This window comes from Flavobacterium sp. SM15, from assembly GCF_022012335.1.
Lineage (GTDB): Bacteria > Bacteroidota > Bacteroidia > Flavobacteriales > Flavobacteriaceae > Flavobacterium.
On the sequence record NZ_JAKLTO010000002.1, the window covers coordinates 326,445 to 344,240 of the forward strand.

The window sequence follows — 17,796 nt, forward strand, 5'->3', positions numbered from 1 at the left end:
CACCGTTACGTGTGGTTTTGCCCTTTTGGAGCGGAAGACGAGGGTCGAACTCGCGACATTCAGCTTGGAAGGCTGACGCTCTACCAACTGAGCTACTTCCGCATTTTTGATGCTTTTTAAAACTTCATCGGGTTTTTCCAAGAGCGGAAGACGAGGGTCGAACTCGCGACATTCAGCTTGGAAGGCTGACGCTCTACCAACTGAGCTACTTCCGCATTTTGATGCTTTTTAAAACTTCATCGGGTTTTCCAAGAGCGGAAGACGAGGGTCGAACTCGCGACATTCAGCTTGGAAGGCTGACGCTCTACCAACTGAGCTACTTCCGCATTCACTTTACAAATCCCTCCAACAAAGGAGTTTATTTGTTTGTGGGTGCAAATATAGAAAAAATATTTATGTTGCAAACAAATTTTTAAGCTAAAAAAAATTAACCTTCAGAAGCAACTTTTTGATTTTTTTAGCATCTTATGAAATAATTTATTTATTATTAATACGTTACGAATTTGTTAACCGCTTTAAAAAACTGAAATTATTATGATTTTTATCCATCAAATTGAAGCAGAAGAAACATTTTCAGTACGCCAACCCGTATTGCGTCCGGGAAAACCCATTGAAACTTGCCATTTTGACGGTGACAACTTAGGCACCACTGCCCATTTTGGCTTGTATGAACATGATGATTTAATTGGTGTAGTATCAGTATATAAAGTAACCAACCCCGCTTTTTCAAAAAGGGAACAGTACCAAATACGAGGTATGGCAGTACTTCAGGAATTTCAGCGAATGGGCATCGGAGAACAATTAGTAAAAAAAGTTGAACATTACGTAAAAGAGAAAAAAGGAGAACTTATCTGGTTCAACGCCAGGGAAAAAGCTGTTAAATTTTATGAAAAATTAGACTACAAAATAAAAGGAGAACCCTTTGATATAAAGGAAATCGGCACGCATTTTGTTATGCATAAAAGCATCTAAATGTTAAATAACAAAAACCTCGGTTTCATTTTTTGTAACTTAGGATAGTAAAATTTCATCGACCATGTCTTACAAATACCTCTTTTTTATCCTGCCTTTACTATTTTTCAGTTGTAAAAAAGAGACCGCATTGGCAAAAAATAACGATCAGGACACTCTGGTTAAAAAAGTAATTCCTATTGTTTCCCCAAAATCAATTGCAATAGATACGAATCTTCTAAGCAACAAATCGGAACGGATTAAAGAATTCTACAAAAACAACCTTTTTAAAACGGTTTGGACCGAAACTAGCGACCGAAAAGAATTACTTGATTTAATAGCCGAGTCGGAACTCGAAGGCTTAGACCCGGAAGACTACAACATCAACCAACTCGAGAAAAAGGAAAAAAACAGAGCTAAATTAACCAACAATGAAATTATAGCCGACGACATTCTACTGACAGAATCCTTTCAGAAGTTAGCCAATCATTTATACAACGGAAAAATTGACCCTACTCAACTGTATACCGATTGGGACATGCATCCTAAAGAAATCAAAGCCATCGATATACTTCAGGAAGCCATCCGAAACCATACCGTTGAAAAAACGCTCGACACACTTAAACCTAATCATCGCGTTTATCAACTTCTTAAAAAAAGCTTGGCTAAAATTAAAGAGATGCCAAACGACAATCTTGCCTCGGTTTGGGTAGAAGACAAAATAAAACCCAACGATACTGCCGATGTGGTTAAAAAAATAAAACTGCGTTTGGCGTATTGGGGCGATTACAAAAAATCTGATTCGTTAACTTCCATTTACGACGAAAAAACCGTGAAAGCCGTAAAGCATTTTCAACACCGTCACGGCTTGTTGGCCGATGGAATTATTGGAAAAGGAACTGCCGCCGCTTTAAATTTTACCAAAAACCAAAGAAAGCAGCAAATTATTGCCAATTTAGAACGTTGGCGCTGGTTCCCAAGGCATTTAGGCGATGATTATATCATTGTAAACATCCCCGAATTCAAACTCTACGCAATAAAAAACAACGACACAATTCGCACCCATAAAGTGGTGGTCGGGAAAGACAAAAGAAAAACACCGATTCTTGCTTCCAAGTTCAGTAATTTAGTAATCAATCCAACCTGGACGGTTCCTCCAACCATCATTAAAGAAGATTTAGGCCCGACCGCAGCAAAAAACAGAGGCTATTTTGCGGCCACCGGAATCACCATTTACAACATGAAGGGTCAGGAAGTAAGTCCGTACAGTTGGAATGCTGCAAAACCCAACAATTACCGTTATGTTCAAAAACCGGGGTACAACAATTCGCTTGGACTGGTTAAATTCAATTTTCCAAACGGTCATTTGGTGTACCTGCACGATACCAACCACAGAGACTTTTTCGGCTTGAGCGGACGTGCACTAAGTTCAGGATGTGTTCGTGTGGAAAATCCGTTAGATTTGGCGTATTACATTTTGGAAACCGATGAAAACATCATGAACAAAACCCGCGTGGAAAAAATCATCGAGAGCAAAAAAACTTCTGGAATCCCAATAAAAAAACCCATCTACGTTTATTTACTGTACTGGACAGCTTCTTTAAACGAAGATGGATTTCAGTTTCGAAACGATATTTACAACCTCGATTTCGACTTGTATCAGAAACTACGAAACTAATTTAGACTTGTTCTCGTAAGTTCTTGAAGGATGATAAATAAACAAACACGATTTGTCTTTTACCATATTGATAAGTTCTTTATGAATTGCAAAAGGAACCGCCGGACAACCTTGGCTTCTTCCTAAACGACCTTGTTGACGAATGATGCTTTCTGCTGCATAATCAGCTCCGTGCATTACTACGGCTCTGTTTCTTGCATTGTCATTAATACCGTACTCCAAACCGTCTAATTTTAACGACAATCCGTGTTTTCCGTTATAGGTTTCACCGGTAGCGTAAAAACCTAAACTGCTTTTATTGGAATTGGTCTCGTTGGAAAACGAAGTAGCATATTCTTCTCCACTGTTTCTTCCATGGGATACAACCGATTGTAACAAAATTGAATTTGTAGCCATATCGATTACCCAAAGTCTTTTTTGTGTTGAAGACAAACTAAAATCTACAATTGTAAGGAGGTCTTTTTTGATAATCCCCTGCTCTTTCAGCTGATAAAATCCTTCCAAAGCTTTTGAAAAACATTCAAATTTTGGCATTGAGAATGCTTTCACATCTAAAGACGCATACAAACTTTTAACTTTTAACTCTAGCGAAGCCTTTGCATTTGCAGCCAATAACTTCGGATCGTGGTTCTCTGTCGCTGTGGTGGGTTTGAACGACAAAAAGAACACAAATAAAATTGGCAATACTCTGTAAATCATTGATAATCTAGTTGTTATGGTTTAATTAAGTCGAGCCAAAAATATACATTAATTTTAAACTTCCAAATTTTTTTTGCAGTTTGTCGATAAAATTTAACATTTCATCGAGTTGATTAATAAGTCATTAGTTAAAGATTTCTTAATACACATAAGGGTTTCAGCAAATATTTATCTTTGATATGTCAATCATCAAAAAAATCAAAAAAATGAAATTAAAGCTGTCTTTACTTTTAAGCTTTATCTGCTCTATTCCGGCATTTTGCCAACAAAGCACAACACCTGAACTTCCAAAAACAATAACTAAAAAAACTATAAACGCGTTTCGGGCCTCCGAAAGTATAGCAATCGACGGAAAATTAAACGAAACCTCCTGGAATTCAGCACAAAACGCTACTGACTTTGTCATGTTTCAACCCGACAACGGAAAACCAATACCCAACGATAAAAGAACCGAAGTAAAAGTAATATACGACGATGAAGCCATTTATATTGGAGCCATCATGTATGACGATCCTTCTAAAATCTTAAAGGAAATGACTCAACGCGACAATTTCGGAACTTCTGATTTCTTCGGTATTTTTATTAACGGCTACAACGACGGGCAACAGGATTACCGATTTTTTGTAAGTGCTGCAGGCAGTCAGATGGACTGTCTTGCCACAGACAACGGAGAAGACTACTCTTGGGATGGCATTTGGCATTCCAACGTTACCCTTACCGATTTTGGATGGGTGGCCGAAATGAAAATTCCCTATGCCGCCTTGCGCTTTTCCGAAAAACCAAAACAAACCTGGGGGATGAATTTTTTTAGAGAGATTCGTCGTGACCGCCAGAAATACACCTGGAACCACCTGAACAACCAAATCGGATCCATTACCCAGCAGATGGGAATACTCGAAGGGATTGAAAACATCAAAACCCCTACCCGATTGTTTTTTATGCCCTATGCTTCATTTTATCAAAGTAACAACAACAAAGGAAGCGAAAGCAAATTTAAAGCCGGAATGGACATCAAATATGGCATTAATGATTCCTTTACTTTGGATGCGATTTTGGTTCCCGATTTCGGCCAGACCACTTTTGACAACGTTGTTTTGAATTTAGGGCCTTTTGAACAACAATTCAATGAAAACCGTCCGTTTTTCACCGAAGGCACCGACTTGTTCAACAAAGGCGGGATGTTCTATTCCAGAAGAATTGGCGGTGTTCCTATTTTATATCCGGAAACAGAAGACGACGAAACCGTGCTTAATTACCCGGCTAACGTGAATTTATTAAACGCCTTAAAAGTTTCCGGGCGTACTTCTAAAGGATTAGGAATTGGGGTTCTGAACGCCATTACCGAAAAAACCGAAGTAACCATTGAAAAAAAGAAGGTTACTCCAAACCCCGACCCTACCCAACCACCAACGATTGAATACAGTTATCGCGATGCATTGGTTTCTCCTTTAACGGATTACAATGTTTTGGTGTTTGATCAGCGTTTTAGAAAAAATTCCTCCGTTACATTGGTAAATACCAATGTGATTCGGGACGGAAAAACGCCCGATGCATCGGTAGCCGCTTTGCTTTTCGATCTAAATACCAAAGCCAATACGTATAACCTTAACGGTGATTTCAAATACAACTTTACCAATGGCGAAGTGTTCAACAAAAAAATGGGACAACGTTCGTTTCTATCTTTCAGTAAAACCAGTGGAAAATTCCGCTATACGGTTAATGGAAGTTACGTGAACGACAAATACGACATCAATGATTTAGGCATCAACTTCATCAACAATTATCATCACATTTATAACTATTTAAGCTATCGTTTGCTAAAACCGAACAAAACGTTCAACTCATTCAACATCAATTTAAATTCGTATGCCGAGTTTAACAACACTACCGGAAGAGCACAGGAAACGTATTTCAGTTTAAATGTGAATACCAACAACAAGAAAAACGATTATATAGGAGGTGGAATTCAGCTAGAACCTTTCGAAACCTACGATTTTTACCAGCCACAAGCAGATGGTCGTTTTGTGTACAACCCAAAAGCTATCCGAAGCTGGCTGGACATTTCAACCAACTATAACAACCCTTTCGCCTTCGACACCGGTATGTGGTTTCATCGTTTGGATCAGGGCAACCGCAACAATATTGGCTTTTACATGAATCCGCGTTACCGTTTCAGTGACAAGCTTTCTTTTGTCTATGCTTTTGAATTTAACCGACAAAATGCAGACAAAGGCCGAATTGATCGCGTGAACGACACCATTATTTTTGCCAACCGAAACCGAAATACCATTACCAATGCCTTAACCGGAAAATATTCGATTTCTCCAAAAATGACCATCAATTTAAAAGCACGTTACTATTGGTCATATGCGGAAAACCTAAGTTTTCTGAACCTTACCAATGATGGGCATTACGAAGAAAACACGACGTACAACAAAAACAAAAACTCAAATTTCAACACCTGGAACTTCGATTTATCCTATTCCTGGTGGTTTGCCCCGGGCAGTCAATTGTCAGTTTTGTACCGAAATAATGCAATTCACAGCGAAAGGCGTGTAATTAAAAATATTATTGATAATTTAGACCACACAATTGGAGACGATTTGAACAATACAATTTCATTAAGTTTCCGCTACTATATCGATTACAACAATGCCAAAAATTGGTTTAAAGCATCATGATGAATAAAAAAGTAATTTTAATGATTTTAGACGGTTGGGGAAAATCACCCGACCCGAAGGTTTCCGCCATTGACAATGCCAACACGCCTTTCATAGACAGTTTATACACCCAATACCCAAACGCTTCCCTTAGAACCGACGGCCTAAACGTTGGTTTACCGGAAGGACAAATGGGAAATTCGGAAGTAGGTCATATGAATTTAGGTGCCGGACGCATTGTGTACCAGGATTTGGCAAAAATCAACCTGGCGGTACAACACAAAACCCTAAATCAGGAGAAAGTACTTAACGATGCTTTTGCTTATGCAAAACAAAACCATAAAAACGTTCACTTCTTAGGACTGGTTTCCGATGGTGGTGTTCATTCTCACACTTCGCATTTACGCGGGCTTTTGGATGCTGCACAAAGTTATGGTTTAGAGAATGTTTTTGTTCATGCATTTACCGATGGTCGTGATGTAGATCCAAAATCGGGAGCAAAATATATTGAAGACCTTGAAAATTACTTGAAAAATTCATCTGCTAAATTGGCTTCGATTGTTGGACGTTATTACGCGATGGATCGTGACAAGCGTTGGGAACGCGTTAAAAAAGCATACGATTTGATCGTGAACGGCATCGGGACTCATTCCATCAATTCGGTAATGAGCATTTTAGCAAGTTACCACAATCATATTACCGATGAATTTATTGAACCGATTTTAATGGTCGATGCGCACAACCAACCGATTGCCACTATTAAAGAAGACGATGTGGTGATTTTCTTCAACTTCAGAACCGACCGCGGAAGACAACTTACCGAAGCGCTTTCCCAAAAAGATTTTCACGAAGAAAACATGCACAAACTGCCGTTGTATTACGTTACTATGACGAACTATGACGATACTTTCGAGAATGTCCATGTAATTTATGACAAAGACAACATCACCGAAACGCTTGGCGAGGTGCTGGAACAAAACGGAAAAAAACAAATTAGAATTGCCGAAACGGAAAAGTATCCACATGTAACCTTCTTTTTCTCCGGCGGACGCGAGGAGCCTTTTAACGGAGAAAGCCGTATTTTATGCCCATCACCTAAAGTAGCCACTTACGATTTACAACCGGAAATGAGCGCCTTTGAATTAAAAGATGCTTTAGTTCCCGAATTACAGAAAGGTGAAGTCGATTTTGTTTGTCTAAATTTTGCCAACGGAGACATGGTAGGCCATACCGGAGTGATGGAAGCTGCAATAAAAGCGTGTGAAGCCGTTGATGTTTGTGTAAAAGAAGTTATTGAAACCGCATTAGAAAACAACTATACCACCATTGTAATTGCCGATCACGGTAACTGTGAAACCATGATTAATCCGGATGGTACGCCAAACACAGCACACACTACCAATCCGGTGCCGATTATTTTAGTAGATAAAGAATTGAAACAAATTCACGATGGTGTATTAGGCGACATTGCTCCTACCATTTTAGAACTAATGGGAGTGAAACAACCACAAGCAATGACCAGACATTCCCTTTTATAAGATTCAAAAAGCAATACTATACTTCAATTATGAAAAAAATAATCACTTTAGTTGCATTAACCGCTTCAATTATAAGCTGTACAGCACAAAGCAAACCAATTATGACTTCGGAGGTAACAACCGTTCAAAGCCATGAAATGCTGCTAGGAAAACAAGACAAAATTGAATTAAAAAAGATGCCTTACAACCTTTGGTACAATCCAAATCACGACAACTACAAACCAAATGCAGCTGTACTTTCTGAAATAAAGAAAAATCTTGAGGGTATTAACATAACTGTTTTTATGGGAACCTGGTGCGAGGACAGCCAACAACAGGTACCTGCATTTTATAAAATTTTAGAGGAATTGAATTTCGACAACAATAAAATATCATTAATTACCGTTGACAGAAATAAAGTTACTCCAGAACATCTGGAAAAAGACATGAATATCACTAACGTTCCGACCTTCATCATTTACAAAAACGCAAAAGAATTACACCGAATTGTGGAGCGTCCGATGGAAAGTTTAGAAAAGGATTTATTGAAAATTGTTTCGGGTCAACTTTATAGGCATGCCTATGAAAATTAAAAAATAACACAGGATGGGTATAATTTTATACTTTTGTCAATCCTAATAAAATTGACAGAATGAAGCGGATCGGAAATCAATTAATCCTATTTTTTTTATTATTTTTCATATGCAACGTTTTTGCACAACGAGGAGCCCCTTCCTGTGCAGAACTTGAAGCCAATTACCAACAATACCAGTCTTGTGCCTCTAACGTTCCTTTTCCAAATTCAACCGGAGGAAATACCGAAAGCTTTCAAACCAGCTGTATAGGTCAAGCTTTCCAAGGGCCAACTTGGTTTTTTATTCAAATACAAAATACAGGTCCTATTACGCTTCAAATCAGTCAAACCGGAACAGATGGTTCGGGAACCGATGTTGATTTTGTACTCTGGGGGCCTTTTTCAAATTTAACCAATATTTGCAGCCAGTTGAACCAAACGGTTGAAACAGACTGTAGTTGGCTGCCGGACAGTGTAGAACTGGTTGACATTCCAAATGCAGTTACCGGAGAGCTTTATGTTTTACTGGTAGACAATTACTCCAATGTTCCGGGTGAAATCCAGATTACTCAAATTGGAGGAACCGGAAGTTCCAACTGCGATTTTCTTTCCTCAGTAAAAATTTTAGACAATACTCAAGCAGAAATAACGCAAACCAGCTACTGCAAACCTCAAACAAAAGATTTAGTAGCAACTATCGATATTACGGATTTCCCTGGTCAACCTAACAATCTGCGCTTTAATTACACTTGGTACAAAGACAATGTGGTGATTGCTTCCACTCAAAATTCATTAGCTCCAACAAACACAATTACCGCAACAGATACAGGAATTTATAAAGTGGTAATTACTGCCTACGACATTACCACCAACCCAACAGGATCTACAGCGGGACTAATTGAAAGCACGGATCAAATCGACTTAAAATTTCACACCGCTCCTACGGTAACTATTCAAAACACAGCCAATCAATGTTTGAATTCTAACCCAGTTTTACAAACAGTAATCACTAACAGCGCACAATTAAATAATCTGGTTGATGTCCTATCCTATCAGTGGTATTTAAACAATGTTGCAATTACAGGAGCTACTTCACCAAATTTTACGCCAACCCTTTCAGGTGATTATTTTGTTCGACTAAGCAATTCTCCTTGTCTTTCAGCAGATTCAAATATTATCAGAATTATTGCAAATCCTAACATTCAGATTTCATCCGACCAAACAATTTGTGAAGCAGACAATTTTATTTTAACCTCAACAAATACAAATGCCGCAGTAAACACAAACGTAACTTACCAATGGTACCAAAACGGATTGGCTATTGCCGGAGCTACAAATGCCAACTTCACTGTATCTTCTGCCAATCAATTGCCCAACACTACGGCTCCTTATTATTTACAGGCAACCGAACAAGGTTTGTGTTCCCACATTTCCAACACGGTTAACATCACTATTTTTCCAACGCCGGTTGTTAATTCCGTCCCGGTTGTTTTAGAACAATGTGATTACCTTACCCCCAACACCGATGGGATTGCCGTTACCAACCTTACTCAGGCTTACAACAGCATTACAAACAACACTCCGGGACTAAAACTTTATTACTACAAGGACAACGCGCTTACTTTACCGATTACAGATCCTGTTCAATACACCAATACCGGTTATCCTTTTAATCAGACTGTTTATGTAAGAGCTGTTAACGAAAATGCCACACCTAACTGTACGGCAAACAGCATTGCAACCATAAACTTACAAGTTACTCCAACAAGCATTGCCAGCTATCCGAATGTAACAGCAGTTTGTCCGGAAGTAAACCAAAATTTTGGTTATATCGATTTCAATGCTCAACGATTGATAATAAAAAACACCTATTTCCCAGCGGTTAATGCAGACATAACTTTTTACCTAACCGCCAACGATGCCTCAACAGAACTGAATCCGTTAACCAATACCTCTGAAATACCAATTGGAACTTCAACGGTTTATACAAGAATTGAAACCAACAATAATTGTCAGGGAATCGGAACGTTTCAAGTAACTGTGAATGCTGCGCCGCTTCAAACTGTAATTTCTACAAAAAAAACCTGCGAATCGGATACTTTTTATCTTAATTCAAATGATCCGGAAGCGCTGGCACTACAAAACGCTGCGGTCCAGGCAAGTTATTTCAACTCTTTTAATGATGCTCAAAACAACATTGGGGTACTCAATAAAAACATCCCGATGAGCTTGACTGTTGGGACCCGAACATTCTTCGTTCGTCTTTACAACAGCACAACTCAATGTTTTTCAATTGTAAGTTTTTCAGTAACTACCTATCCGAATCCGGTCATCTTACAACCTCAACCCATTACGGCCTGTGGTACTCCAACTGCAGTTTTTAATTTAAATAGCAGAATTAATGCCATTACTTCTGGAAACACCAATTATCAGGTTAGCTTTTATCAATCTCTGGCCAACTTAAATGCTGGATTACCGATTGCAACTCCAAACAATTTCACATCTGCAACCGCAACAATTTTTGTCAAAGTTAGCGATTCAGGCAACAATGGATGTTCTTCCACTACAACATTAAACCTAATTGCATTACCATTGCCGGGAGCAACAACAAATCCGACACCTCTTGAAATGTGCGGCTCTAATGGACTGGCTGTATTCAACTTAAGAGACCGAGAAACCCAAATGGCCGGTACCGATCTGCTTACCAACATCAATTTCAAATACTATACAAACAGCAGTGATGCTTTGGCAGGAAATACAAACGCGATTTCAAACCCGGCTGCATTTTCTAATACATCAACAGGATATCAAAAAATTTATGTTCGCCTGAACAGTATAATAAACAGCGATAGTGAAACGACACTTCCTTGTTATAAAGTTTTAGAGTTAGAGCTATTTGTAAGGCCTTATCCGGAAAACAAACTAGGTTCAAATCCATTTATCATCTGTGTTGACAAAGATAATAATGTGCAAAATCCGGCAGTGGTAGACACACAATTATCGGCAAGCAATCACTCTTTTGTTTGGTATACCGGTTCTAATGCGGTGAGCGGCAATGAAATCATCGGTCAGAACAACAGTCAATGTACCTTTAGCGTTGCGGGCGATTATTCAGTGAAAGTGACCAATACTTCCAATGTTGCAAATTGCTCGGCTGTTTTTAATTTCAGCACGCAAAATTCTGTCATTCCTTTTTCAATCACTGCTACTCCCGAAGAAATTGTAGCCTTTGACAACGATAATACCATCACAGCTATAGCATTTCCTCCTTCAGCTGATTACGAATATTCTGTAGACAATACCCATTGGCAAACCAGCAATGTATTTAACAGTCTACAAGACATGGAATACACTGTAACAGTTCGCAATAAATACAATTGCGGAGAACAAAGCACATCGTTAACCCTGATTGACTACCCGAGGTTTTTTACTCCAAACAGTGACGGCTACAACGACATTTGGATGATTCGAAAATTTGAGCGCATCAGCCCGGTTACTGTTTCCATCTTCAACCGTTATGGAAAACTACTTAAAGTATCCGACCAAAATAATTTCGGATGGGACGGAACCTCTAACGGAATTCCGCAACCGGCTGATGATTACTGGTTTAAATTGAGTTACACTAAAAATGGCGTAATCAAAGAATTCAAGAGTCATTTCTCGCTTAAAAGATAATATATTAAAGCTGGTTCAATGAATCAGCTTTTTTATTCCAAACTCAAGTTTTCCTTATTAAAAAACAGCTAACAAGCCACGTATAAAAATTCGAGAAGAATATTGTATTTTTGCAGTCCAATAATTTACTACTATGATAATTATTAAAACCCGTGAAGAAATCGAACTGATGCGTGAGAGTGCATTGATCGTTTCCAAAACTTTAGGAATGTTGGCCTCTGAGGTAAAACCCGGAGTTAGCACTTTATATTTGGACAAACTTGCCGATGCGTTCATTCGTGACCATGGAGCAACCCCTGCTTTTTTAGGCATGTACGGTTTTCCGAATTCGCTTTGCATGAGCCCTAATTCCCAAGTTGTACACGGAATCCCAACCGACAAACCTTTGGAAAGCGGAGATATTATCTCTATCGACTGTGGTGCTTTAAAAAACGGATTTTACGGAGATCACGCCTATACCTTTGAAGTTGGAGAAGTGAACGAAGCCACCAAAAAACTATTAAAAGTTACCAAAGAATCACTCTATGTGGGTATTCGAGAATTAAAAGCTGGAAACCGCACAGAAGACGTTGGTAATGCAATTCAGAAATATTGTGAAAACCATGGTTATGGCGTAGTTCGAGAATTGGTAGGACACGGTATCGGCCGTACTATGCACGAAGCCCCTGAAATGCCAAATTACGGTAAACGTGGGCGTGGGAAACTTCTACAAGACGGAATGGTAGTAGCCATCGAACCGATGATCAATCAGGGTTCAAAAAACATCAAGCAACATAAAGATGGTTGGACGATCACTACTGCAGACGGAAAACCATCGGCACATTTTGAACACGATGTGGCTATTGTTGATGGAAAACCAGAGCTTTTATCAACATTTGCCTATATTTATAAAGCACTAGGAATTACTTCTGACGAGGAAAACGAATTCAGAAAACAACCTTTAGTACTCTAATGAAGAAACTTTTTAAATTTATTTTAAATACAATTCCCAGACCAATTCTTATCCGTTTAAGTATTGTAGTAAGACCTGTTTTGGCCTTTCTTTTAAAAGGAAACCGATTTACTGATCCTATTGATGGCAAAAGTTTTCGTATGTTCTTACCTTATGGTTATGGAACCCAGCGCAACAATGTGCTGTCACCAAGCACATTATCTTTGGAAAGACATCGTTTGCTTTGGTTGTACTTAAAAAACGAGACTGATTTTTTTACTGCTACTGAAAAGAAAAAAGTACTGCACTTTGCCCCGGAACAGGAATTTTACAAACGATTCAAGAAACAAAACAACATCCAGTACACAACAACCGATTTGTTTTCTCCTTTAGCCGATGTAAAAGCTGATATTTGCAATCTTCCCTTTGAGAACAATTCGTATGACATTATTTTCTGCAACCACGTTTTGGAACACATACCGGATGACACCAAAGCCATGCAGGAATTGTACCGTGTTTTAAAACCCGGCGGTATGGGAATTTTTCAGATTCCACAGGATTTATCCAGAGCAGTTACTTTTTCAGACGATTCTATTACCGACCCGAAAGAGCGTGCTAAAATTTTTGGCCAATACGATCATGTTCGTGTTTACGGAAGAGATTATTTCGACAAATTACGCAGTATTGGTTTTAAAGTAATTGAAGAAGACTACACTAATAAAATATTACCTAATCTGGTAGAAAAATATTGTCTGGCAAAAGGCGAAATCCTACCGGTTTGTTACAAATAAAAAAGCGCTGCCTTAGGCAGCGCTTTTCATTAAAACTGTTCGTTTTATTGATTGATTATGATTTCTCAGGCATTAATATTCCTACTACTTTGTCTTTAGTAAGGTATTTTTTAGCCACATCCTGAACTTCTTTTGCCGTTAACGCATTTACTTTCTCTTCAAATTTCAATACTTCTTCTGCACTTTGTTCGTTGGTGAATGAACGTGTAAAGTTAGACAGCCAGAATTTGTTTTCTTTGCTTTCTTTTTTGAAATCCTGCAATTCTGCTTCTTTAAACTTCACTAAGTCTTTAGCCTCTGGCCCGTTTGTGATAATTTTTTGAAGCTCTGACAAAGCAGAAGCTGTTAATTTTTCAGCATTATCCGGCCCACATGGAAACGCAATGTTAAAATTATATGCTCCGTAAGGAACTTTATTCATCCCACCACGTGCATTAACACCATAAACACCACTTTCGGTTTCGCGTAACTGTTCAATAAGTTTTATGGTAAGAATTTCGCCTAAAGCCTGCATTGCAAAAGCTTCTTTAGCTGAATACTGTGCATCTCCATAGTACATGATTGTCACGTTACTTTTCGGATCTTTTCCTTTATTTACTACTTTTTTGTGCTCACCTTTCAGCATTCTGTACCCTAAATCTTTACTTTTTTCTTTAGTCGGATTTCCTGGTAAAGACGCTAAATATTTAGCTGCAAACGCTTCAATAGTTTTATCCTCAACATTTCCAACAAAGAAAAATTCGAAATCAGCAGCATTGGAAAAACGCTCTTTGAATTTATCATACGCTAATTTATAATCAGTTTCAGCCCAAGTCTTATCTGTAGGTACTAATCCGTTAAAACGCGGATTTTCTTTATTCAAATAAGTATAAAATTCCTGTTGAAAGAAGAAATTCGGCTGAGAAGCCATATTCTTGTAAAACGCCGATTGCTTTTGTTTATAACCTTCAAATGCTTCTGTATCGAAATTCAAATCGGTGAAGTAAGCATAAGTGGTCTGGAACAAATATTCCAGATCTTTAGGTGTAGCATTCCCGCGCAATCCTTCGGTTATTCCTGAAATATAAGGAGATACGTTGGCAATTTTTCCGGTCATGAATTTATTAATATCATTCAGTTTCAATCCTGAGAAACCAGCTTCAGTTAATGCACCGTTGGCAAACTGTACTTTTTTCATCTCTGCATCGGAATACAAGTTACTCCCTCCAAAACTTATCGCTTCAAATAAAACTTCATCGTTTTTGAAATCGGTTTTCTTGTAGGTTACTTTTGCACCGTTAGACAAATAAAGCGTTTTGGTTCCTAACTTATCGTTACTCTCGCGTTTAACAATCGTTCCGGCTTTTGGCTCTGCTTTCAACAAACTTTTAGCTACGGCAACATCTTCATAAGCAGTGATTTCTGCGTCATTAATTTTTAATGCACTCAACACTTCCTGCTCCGTTGGTTTCTTAAGACCCGCTTTTTCAGGTCCTGTTAAAATTACCACGCGGTTTTCGTCTTTGATAAACCCGTTGATTAGTCCGTTAACGTCTTTCAACTGTACTAATGGTAATATTTTTTTAAACATATCAAAAGTCCATGCGATACCAGGAACCGGCTCTTTTTCTAAGAAATGTGATTGATAATCGCTCACAAAATTTTCTGAATTGGTTTTAGAACGCTCGTTATAGCTTTTCTCAATCATAGACAAGAAATCGGCTTTAGCACGGTCCAACTCGCCTTGTGTGAATCCGAATTTTTTAACGCGCTCATTTTCTTTCACCAACACTTTTAAAGCATCAATCTGTTTGTCTTCCTGAGACATCGCAACCGACTGATAGGCTTCCTTGGTTCTAGCCCAAGTTCCTCCATGGTAAGAATAGCCATAAGTAAATGGTGGCGTTGGAGAATTGGTAAGCTCATCCAAACGGGCATTTAACATTGAAGTAAACAAACCTTCGGTTAATTCATCCTTAAAATCTTTTAAATTCACTACAGGTTTTGGAGCCTCAGAGTCTTTGTACATTAACTGAACTTGTGCACTTGAAGCTTCTTTATCACTTTCAATAGCTACAAAAGTTTCTTTATGATTAGGAACATCAAAGATTTTTCTTGGCTTTTCGTTTTTCGGATTTTGGTAATTTGAGAAATGGTCAATGATTTTTTGTTCCATCTGCGCCACATCAATATCACCAACCACAATCACGCTCATTAAGTCCGGGCGGTACCAGTCTTTATAAAAACGTACTAAAGTTTCCGGTTTGAATTTCTCTAAAACTTCTTTCTGACCGATTGGCAAACGCTTGGCGTAATGTGAATTGTACATCAATTTCGGCATGAAACGACCCATCATTCTTTTTTGTGCGCCCAAACCTAAACGGTATTCCTCTAAAACAACACCTCTTTCTTTATTGATTTCTTCCGGTGTCAAAACAGCGTTGAACGCCCAATCTTCCAAAATCTGGAATCCTTTTTCCAATTTTTCAGGACTGTCGGAAGGAATCGGAAGGAAATAAACGGTTTCATCAAAACTCGTGTAAGCATTTAAGTGCTGTCCGAATTTCACTCCGATACTTTGAAGATAATCTACCAATTGATTTTTTGGAAAACGCTTAGTACCGTTGAAACACATGTGCTCCATAAAGTGCGCCAGTCCTTGCTGATCGTCGTCTTCCAGAATAGATCCTGCATTGATTACCAAACGCAAATCTACTTTATTCTCCGGCTTGGCATTTTTCTTGATGTAGTAAGTTAGACCATTTTTTAGTTTTCCGGTCTTTACCTCCGGATCAAAAGGAATGGTTTTTGACCAATCCATTTCCTGAGCAAAAAAAGCTGCAGGGAACAATAATAACCCTAAGGTTAATTTGTTGAGTTGTTTCATAAAGGATTAATTATTTTTTTGTAAAACTATTCATATAACTCAAAAGTAGGTTTTTTATTATAACATATTTAACAATTTTAAAGAAAATCGGGCGTTTATAACAGTGGTCGAAAATAAAACAGCACAATAACCGATGTTAATCCTTATATTTACCTTTTAATTTTTTCAGAAATGCAATTTAAGAAAATATACTCCCTACTAATACTAACACTTTGTTATTTAACAGGATACACTCAAATTGAACAAGAAACCGCACCACCTTTCAACATTAAAACCGTTAGTTTTGTACAAAACGGAAACATCATGATTCCTATGTTCCGATTGGGCGATCCTTTTGAATTACAATTTGATGATTTATACGGAAACGAAGCCGATTACTACTACACCATTACCCAATACAACTACGACTGGACTCCTTCTCAACTGGCCAAAGCAGAATACTTACAAGGAATGGACAATCAGCGTATTATGACCTATCAGAATTCATTCAATACCCTTCAGGTTTATTCCCATTATTCACAGATGTTTCCCAACAAATTTAATCGAATACTGTTTACGGGAAATTACATGATTAAAGTTTTTAATTCAGATCAGGAATTAGTTTTTTCTAAAAAATTCATTCTTTTTGAGGAGCAAGTAGCAGTTCCTTTGCAAATAAAGCGCTCAAGAGATTTAAGCACTATTCACGGAATGCAAAATCTTGATTTTATGGTAAAAATGGGGGATAATATTTTGCAAAACCCAATCAATAATGTAAAAGTGGCACTATTCCAGAACGGAAGATTCGATAACGCAATTTACAACATTAAACCCCAATACACGCTTGGTTCTGATTTAATCTATAAATACAACAAGGAAACCCAATTTTGGGCCGGTAACGAATTTCTCTACTATGAAAATAAAGACATTCGAACGGTGAGCAACAACGTAGGTCATGTTAGCGCGGGTGAAATTTACAACACCCATTTATACATGAACACCTCGCGAAAAAACAACCCCTACACTTATTGGCCAGATATTAACGGAGGATTTCTTCCCAACAAAATAAATGCCGAAAACAGTAATTTGGAAGCCGATTATTCCTGGGTGTATTTCACTTTGAACACCAACACTTTTATAGACAAAAAGGATATATATATTGTTGGAATGTTCAATAATTATGCCTTAACCCCGGAAAATAAAATGGATTACAATTCCGAAAAAGGGCTCTTTGAAAAAGCAATACTGATAAAACAGGGTTTCACAAACTATCAATATGTTCTGGCAGACAAAAACGGAAAAATAGACTCGGAAAATGCAGTGGACGGCAATTTTTATCAAACCGAAAACAACTATTTTGTTTTAGTCTATTACCGAGGAAACAATGATCGTTACGACAGGGTTATCGGTAGAGGAATCGCTAATTCTGAAGGAATTACAAATTAAAAAGCTTATTTTTCTGCAACAGAAATAAA

11 protein-coding genes and 3 tRNA genes are annotated in these 17,796 nt (G+C 38.0%); 9 read left to right on the top strand and 5 right to left on the bottom strand.

Annotated elements, in window-relative coordinates; genetic code table 11:
• Positions 1-26 precede the first annotated feature (26 nt).
• The 3 genes from LZZ90_RS04370 to LZZ90_RS04380 form a co-directional block, all read right to left on the bottom strand.
• Positions 27-102 (bottom strand) — tRNA-Gly (locus LZZ90_RS04370).
• Positions 103-142: 40 nt separating this feature from the next.
• Positions 143-215 (bottom strand) — tRNA-Gly (locus LZZ90_RS04375).
• A gap of 38 nt (positions 216-253) precedes the next feature.
• Positions 254-326: transfer RNA gene (locus tag LZZ90_RS04380), tRNA-Gly, on the bottom strand.
• 208 nt (positions 327-534) lie between these two features.
• Here LZZ90_RS04380 and LZZ90_RS04385 point away from each other — a divergent pair.
• Both LZZ90_RS04385 and LZZ90_RS04390 read left to right on the top strand, forming a co-directional pair.
• Complete coding sequence (locus LZZ90_RS04385) at positions 535-972, top strand: GNAT family N-acetyltransferase (protein ID WP_237789469.1); 438 nt, start codon at positions 535-537, stop codon at positions 970-972.
• 64 nt (positions 973-1,036) lie between these two features.
• Entirely contained in the window at positions 1,037-2,629 is a 1,593-nt protein-coding gene (locus LZZ90_RS04390) for a murein L,D-transpeptidase (RefSeq protein WP_237789470.1), read from the top strand.
• Here LZZ90_RS04390 and LZZ90_RS04395 read toward each other — a convergent pair.
• Positions 2,618-3,328 carry a murein L,D-transpeptidase catalytic domain family protein gene (locus LZZ90_RS04395; RefSeq protein ID WP_237789471.1) on the bottom strand — a complete coding sequence of 237 codons (711 nt, stop codon included), beginning with the start codon at positions 3,326-3,328 and terminating at the stop codon, positions 2,618-2,620. The two genes, LZZ90_RS04390 and LZZ90_RS04395, sit on opposite strands and share 12 nt — an antisense overlap.
• Before the next feature lie 206 nt (positions 3,329-3,534).
• Here LZZ90_RS04395 and LZZ90_RS04400 point away from each other — a divergent pair, with 206 nt between their 5' ends.
• From LZZ90_RS04400 to LZZ90_RS04425, 6 genes are all read left to right on the top strand, one after another.
• A complete protein-coding gene (locus tag LZZ90_RS04400) occupies positions 3,535-6,009 on the top strand; it encodes a DUF5916 domain-containing protein (protein WP_237789472.1) in 2,475 nt (824 codons plus the stop codon).
• A complete protein-coding gene (gpmI, locus tag LZZ90_RS04405) occupies positions 6,009-7,526 on the top strand; it encodes a 2,3-bisphosphoglycerate-independent phosphoglycerate mutase (protein ID WP_237789707.1) in 1,518 nt (505 codons plus the stop codon). Before LZZ90_RS04400 ends, gpmI begins: the two co-directional genes overlap by 1 nt.
• Positions 7,527-7,555: 29 nt before the next feature.
• The gene (locus LZZ90_RS04410; protein WP_237789473.1) at positions 7,556-8,098 is read left to right on the top strand and encodes a thioredoxin family protein; all 543 of its coding nucleotides are present in this window, start codon (positions 7,556-7,558) and stop codon (positions 8,096-8,098) included.
• 59 nt (positions 8,099-8,157) lie between these two features.
• Positions 8,158-11,754 (top strand): T9SS type B sorting domain-containing protein, encoded by a 3,597-nt coding sequence (locus LZZ90_RS04415; RefSeq protein WP_237789474.1) that lies wholly within the window; start codon positions 8,158-8,160, stop codon positions 11,752-11,754.
• A gap of 133 nt (positions 11,755-11,887) precedes the next feature.
• Complete coding sequence (gene map / locus LZZ90_RS04420) at positions 11,888-12,706, top strand: type I methionyl aminopeptidase (RefSeq protein ID WP_237789475.1); 819 nt, start codon at positions 11,888-11,890, stop codon at positions 12,704-12,706.
• A complete protein-coding gene (locus LZZ90_RS04425) occupies positions 12,706-13,476 on the top strand; it encodes a class I SAM-dependent methyltransferase (protein WP_237789476.1) in 771 nt (256 codons plus the stop codon). Before map ends, LZZ90_RS04425 begins: the two co-directional genes overlap by 1 nt.
• 55 nt (positions 13,477-13,531) lie before the next feature.
• Here the strand turns inward: LZZ90_RS04425 and LZZ90_RS04430 are convergent, their stop codons facing one another.
• On the bottom strand, positions 13,532-16,342 hold the full coding sequence (locus LZZ90_RS04430; protein ID WP_237789477.1) for a pitrilysin family protein: 2,811 nt from the start codon (positions 16,340-16,342) through the stop codon (positions 13,532-13,534).
• A 171-nt stretch (positions 16,343-16,513) separates the two neighbouring features.
• On the opposite strand from LZZ90_RS04430, the gene LZZ90_RS04435 reads away from it, so the two are divergent.
• On the top strand, positions 16,514-17,767 hold the full coding sequence (locus LZZ90_RS04435) for a DUF5103 domain-containing protein (protein ID WP_237789478.1): 1,254 nt from the start codon (positions 16,514-16,516) through the stop codon (positions 17,765-17,767).
• Positions 17,768-17,796 lie beyond the last annotated feature (29 nt).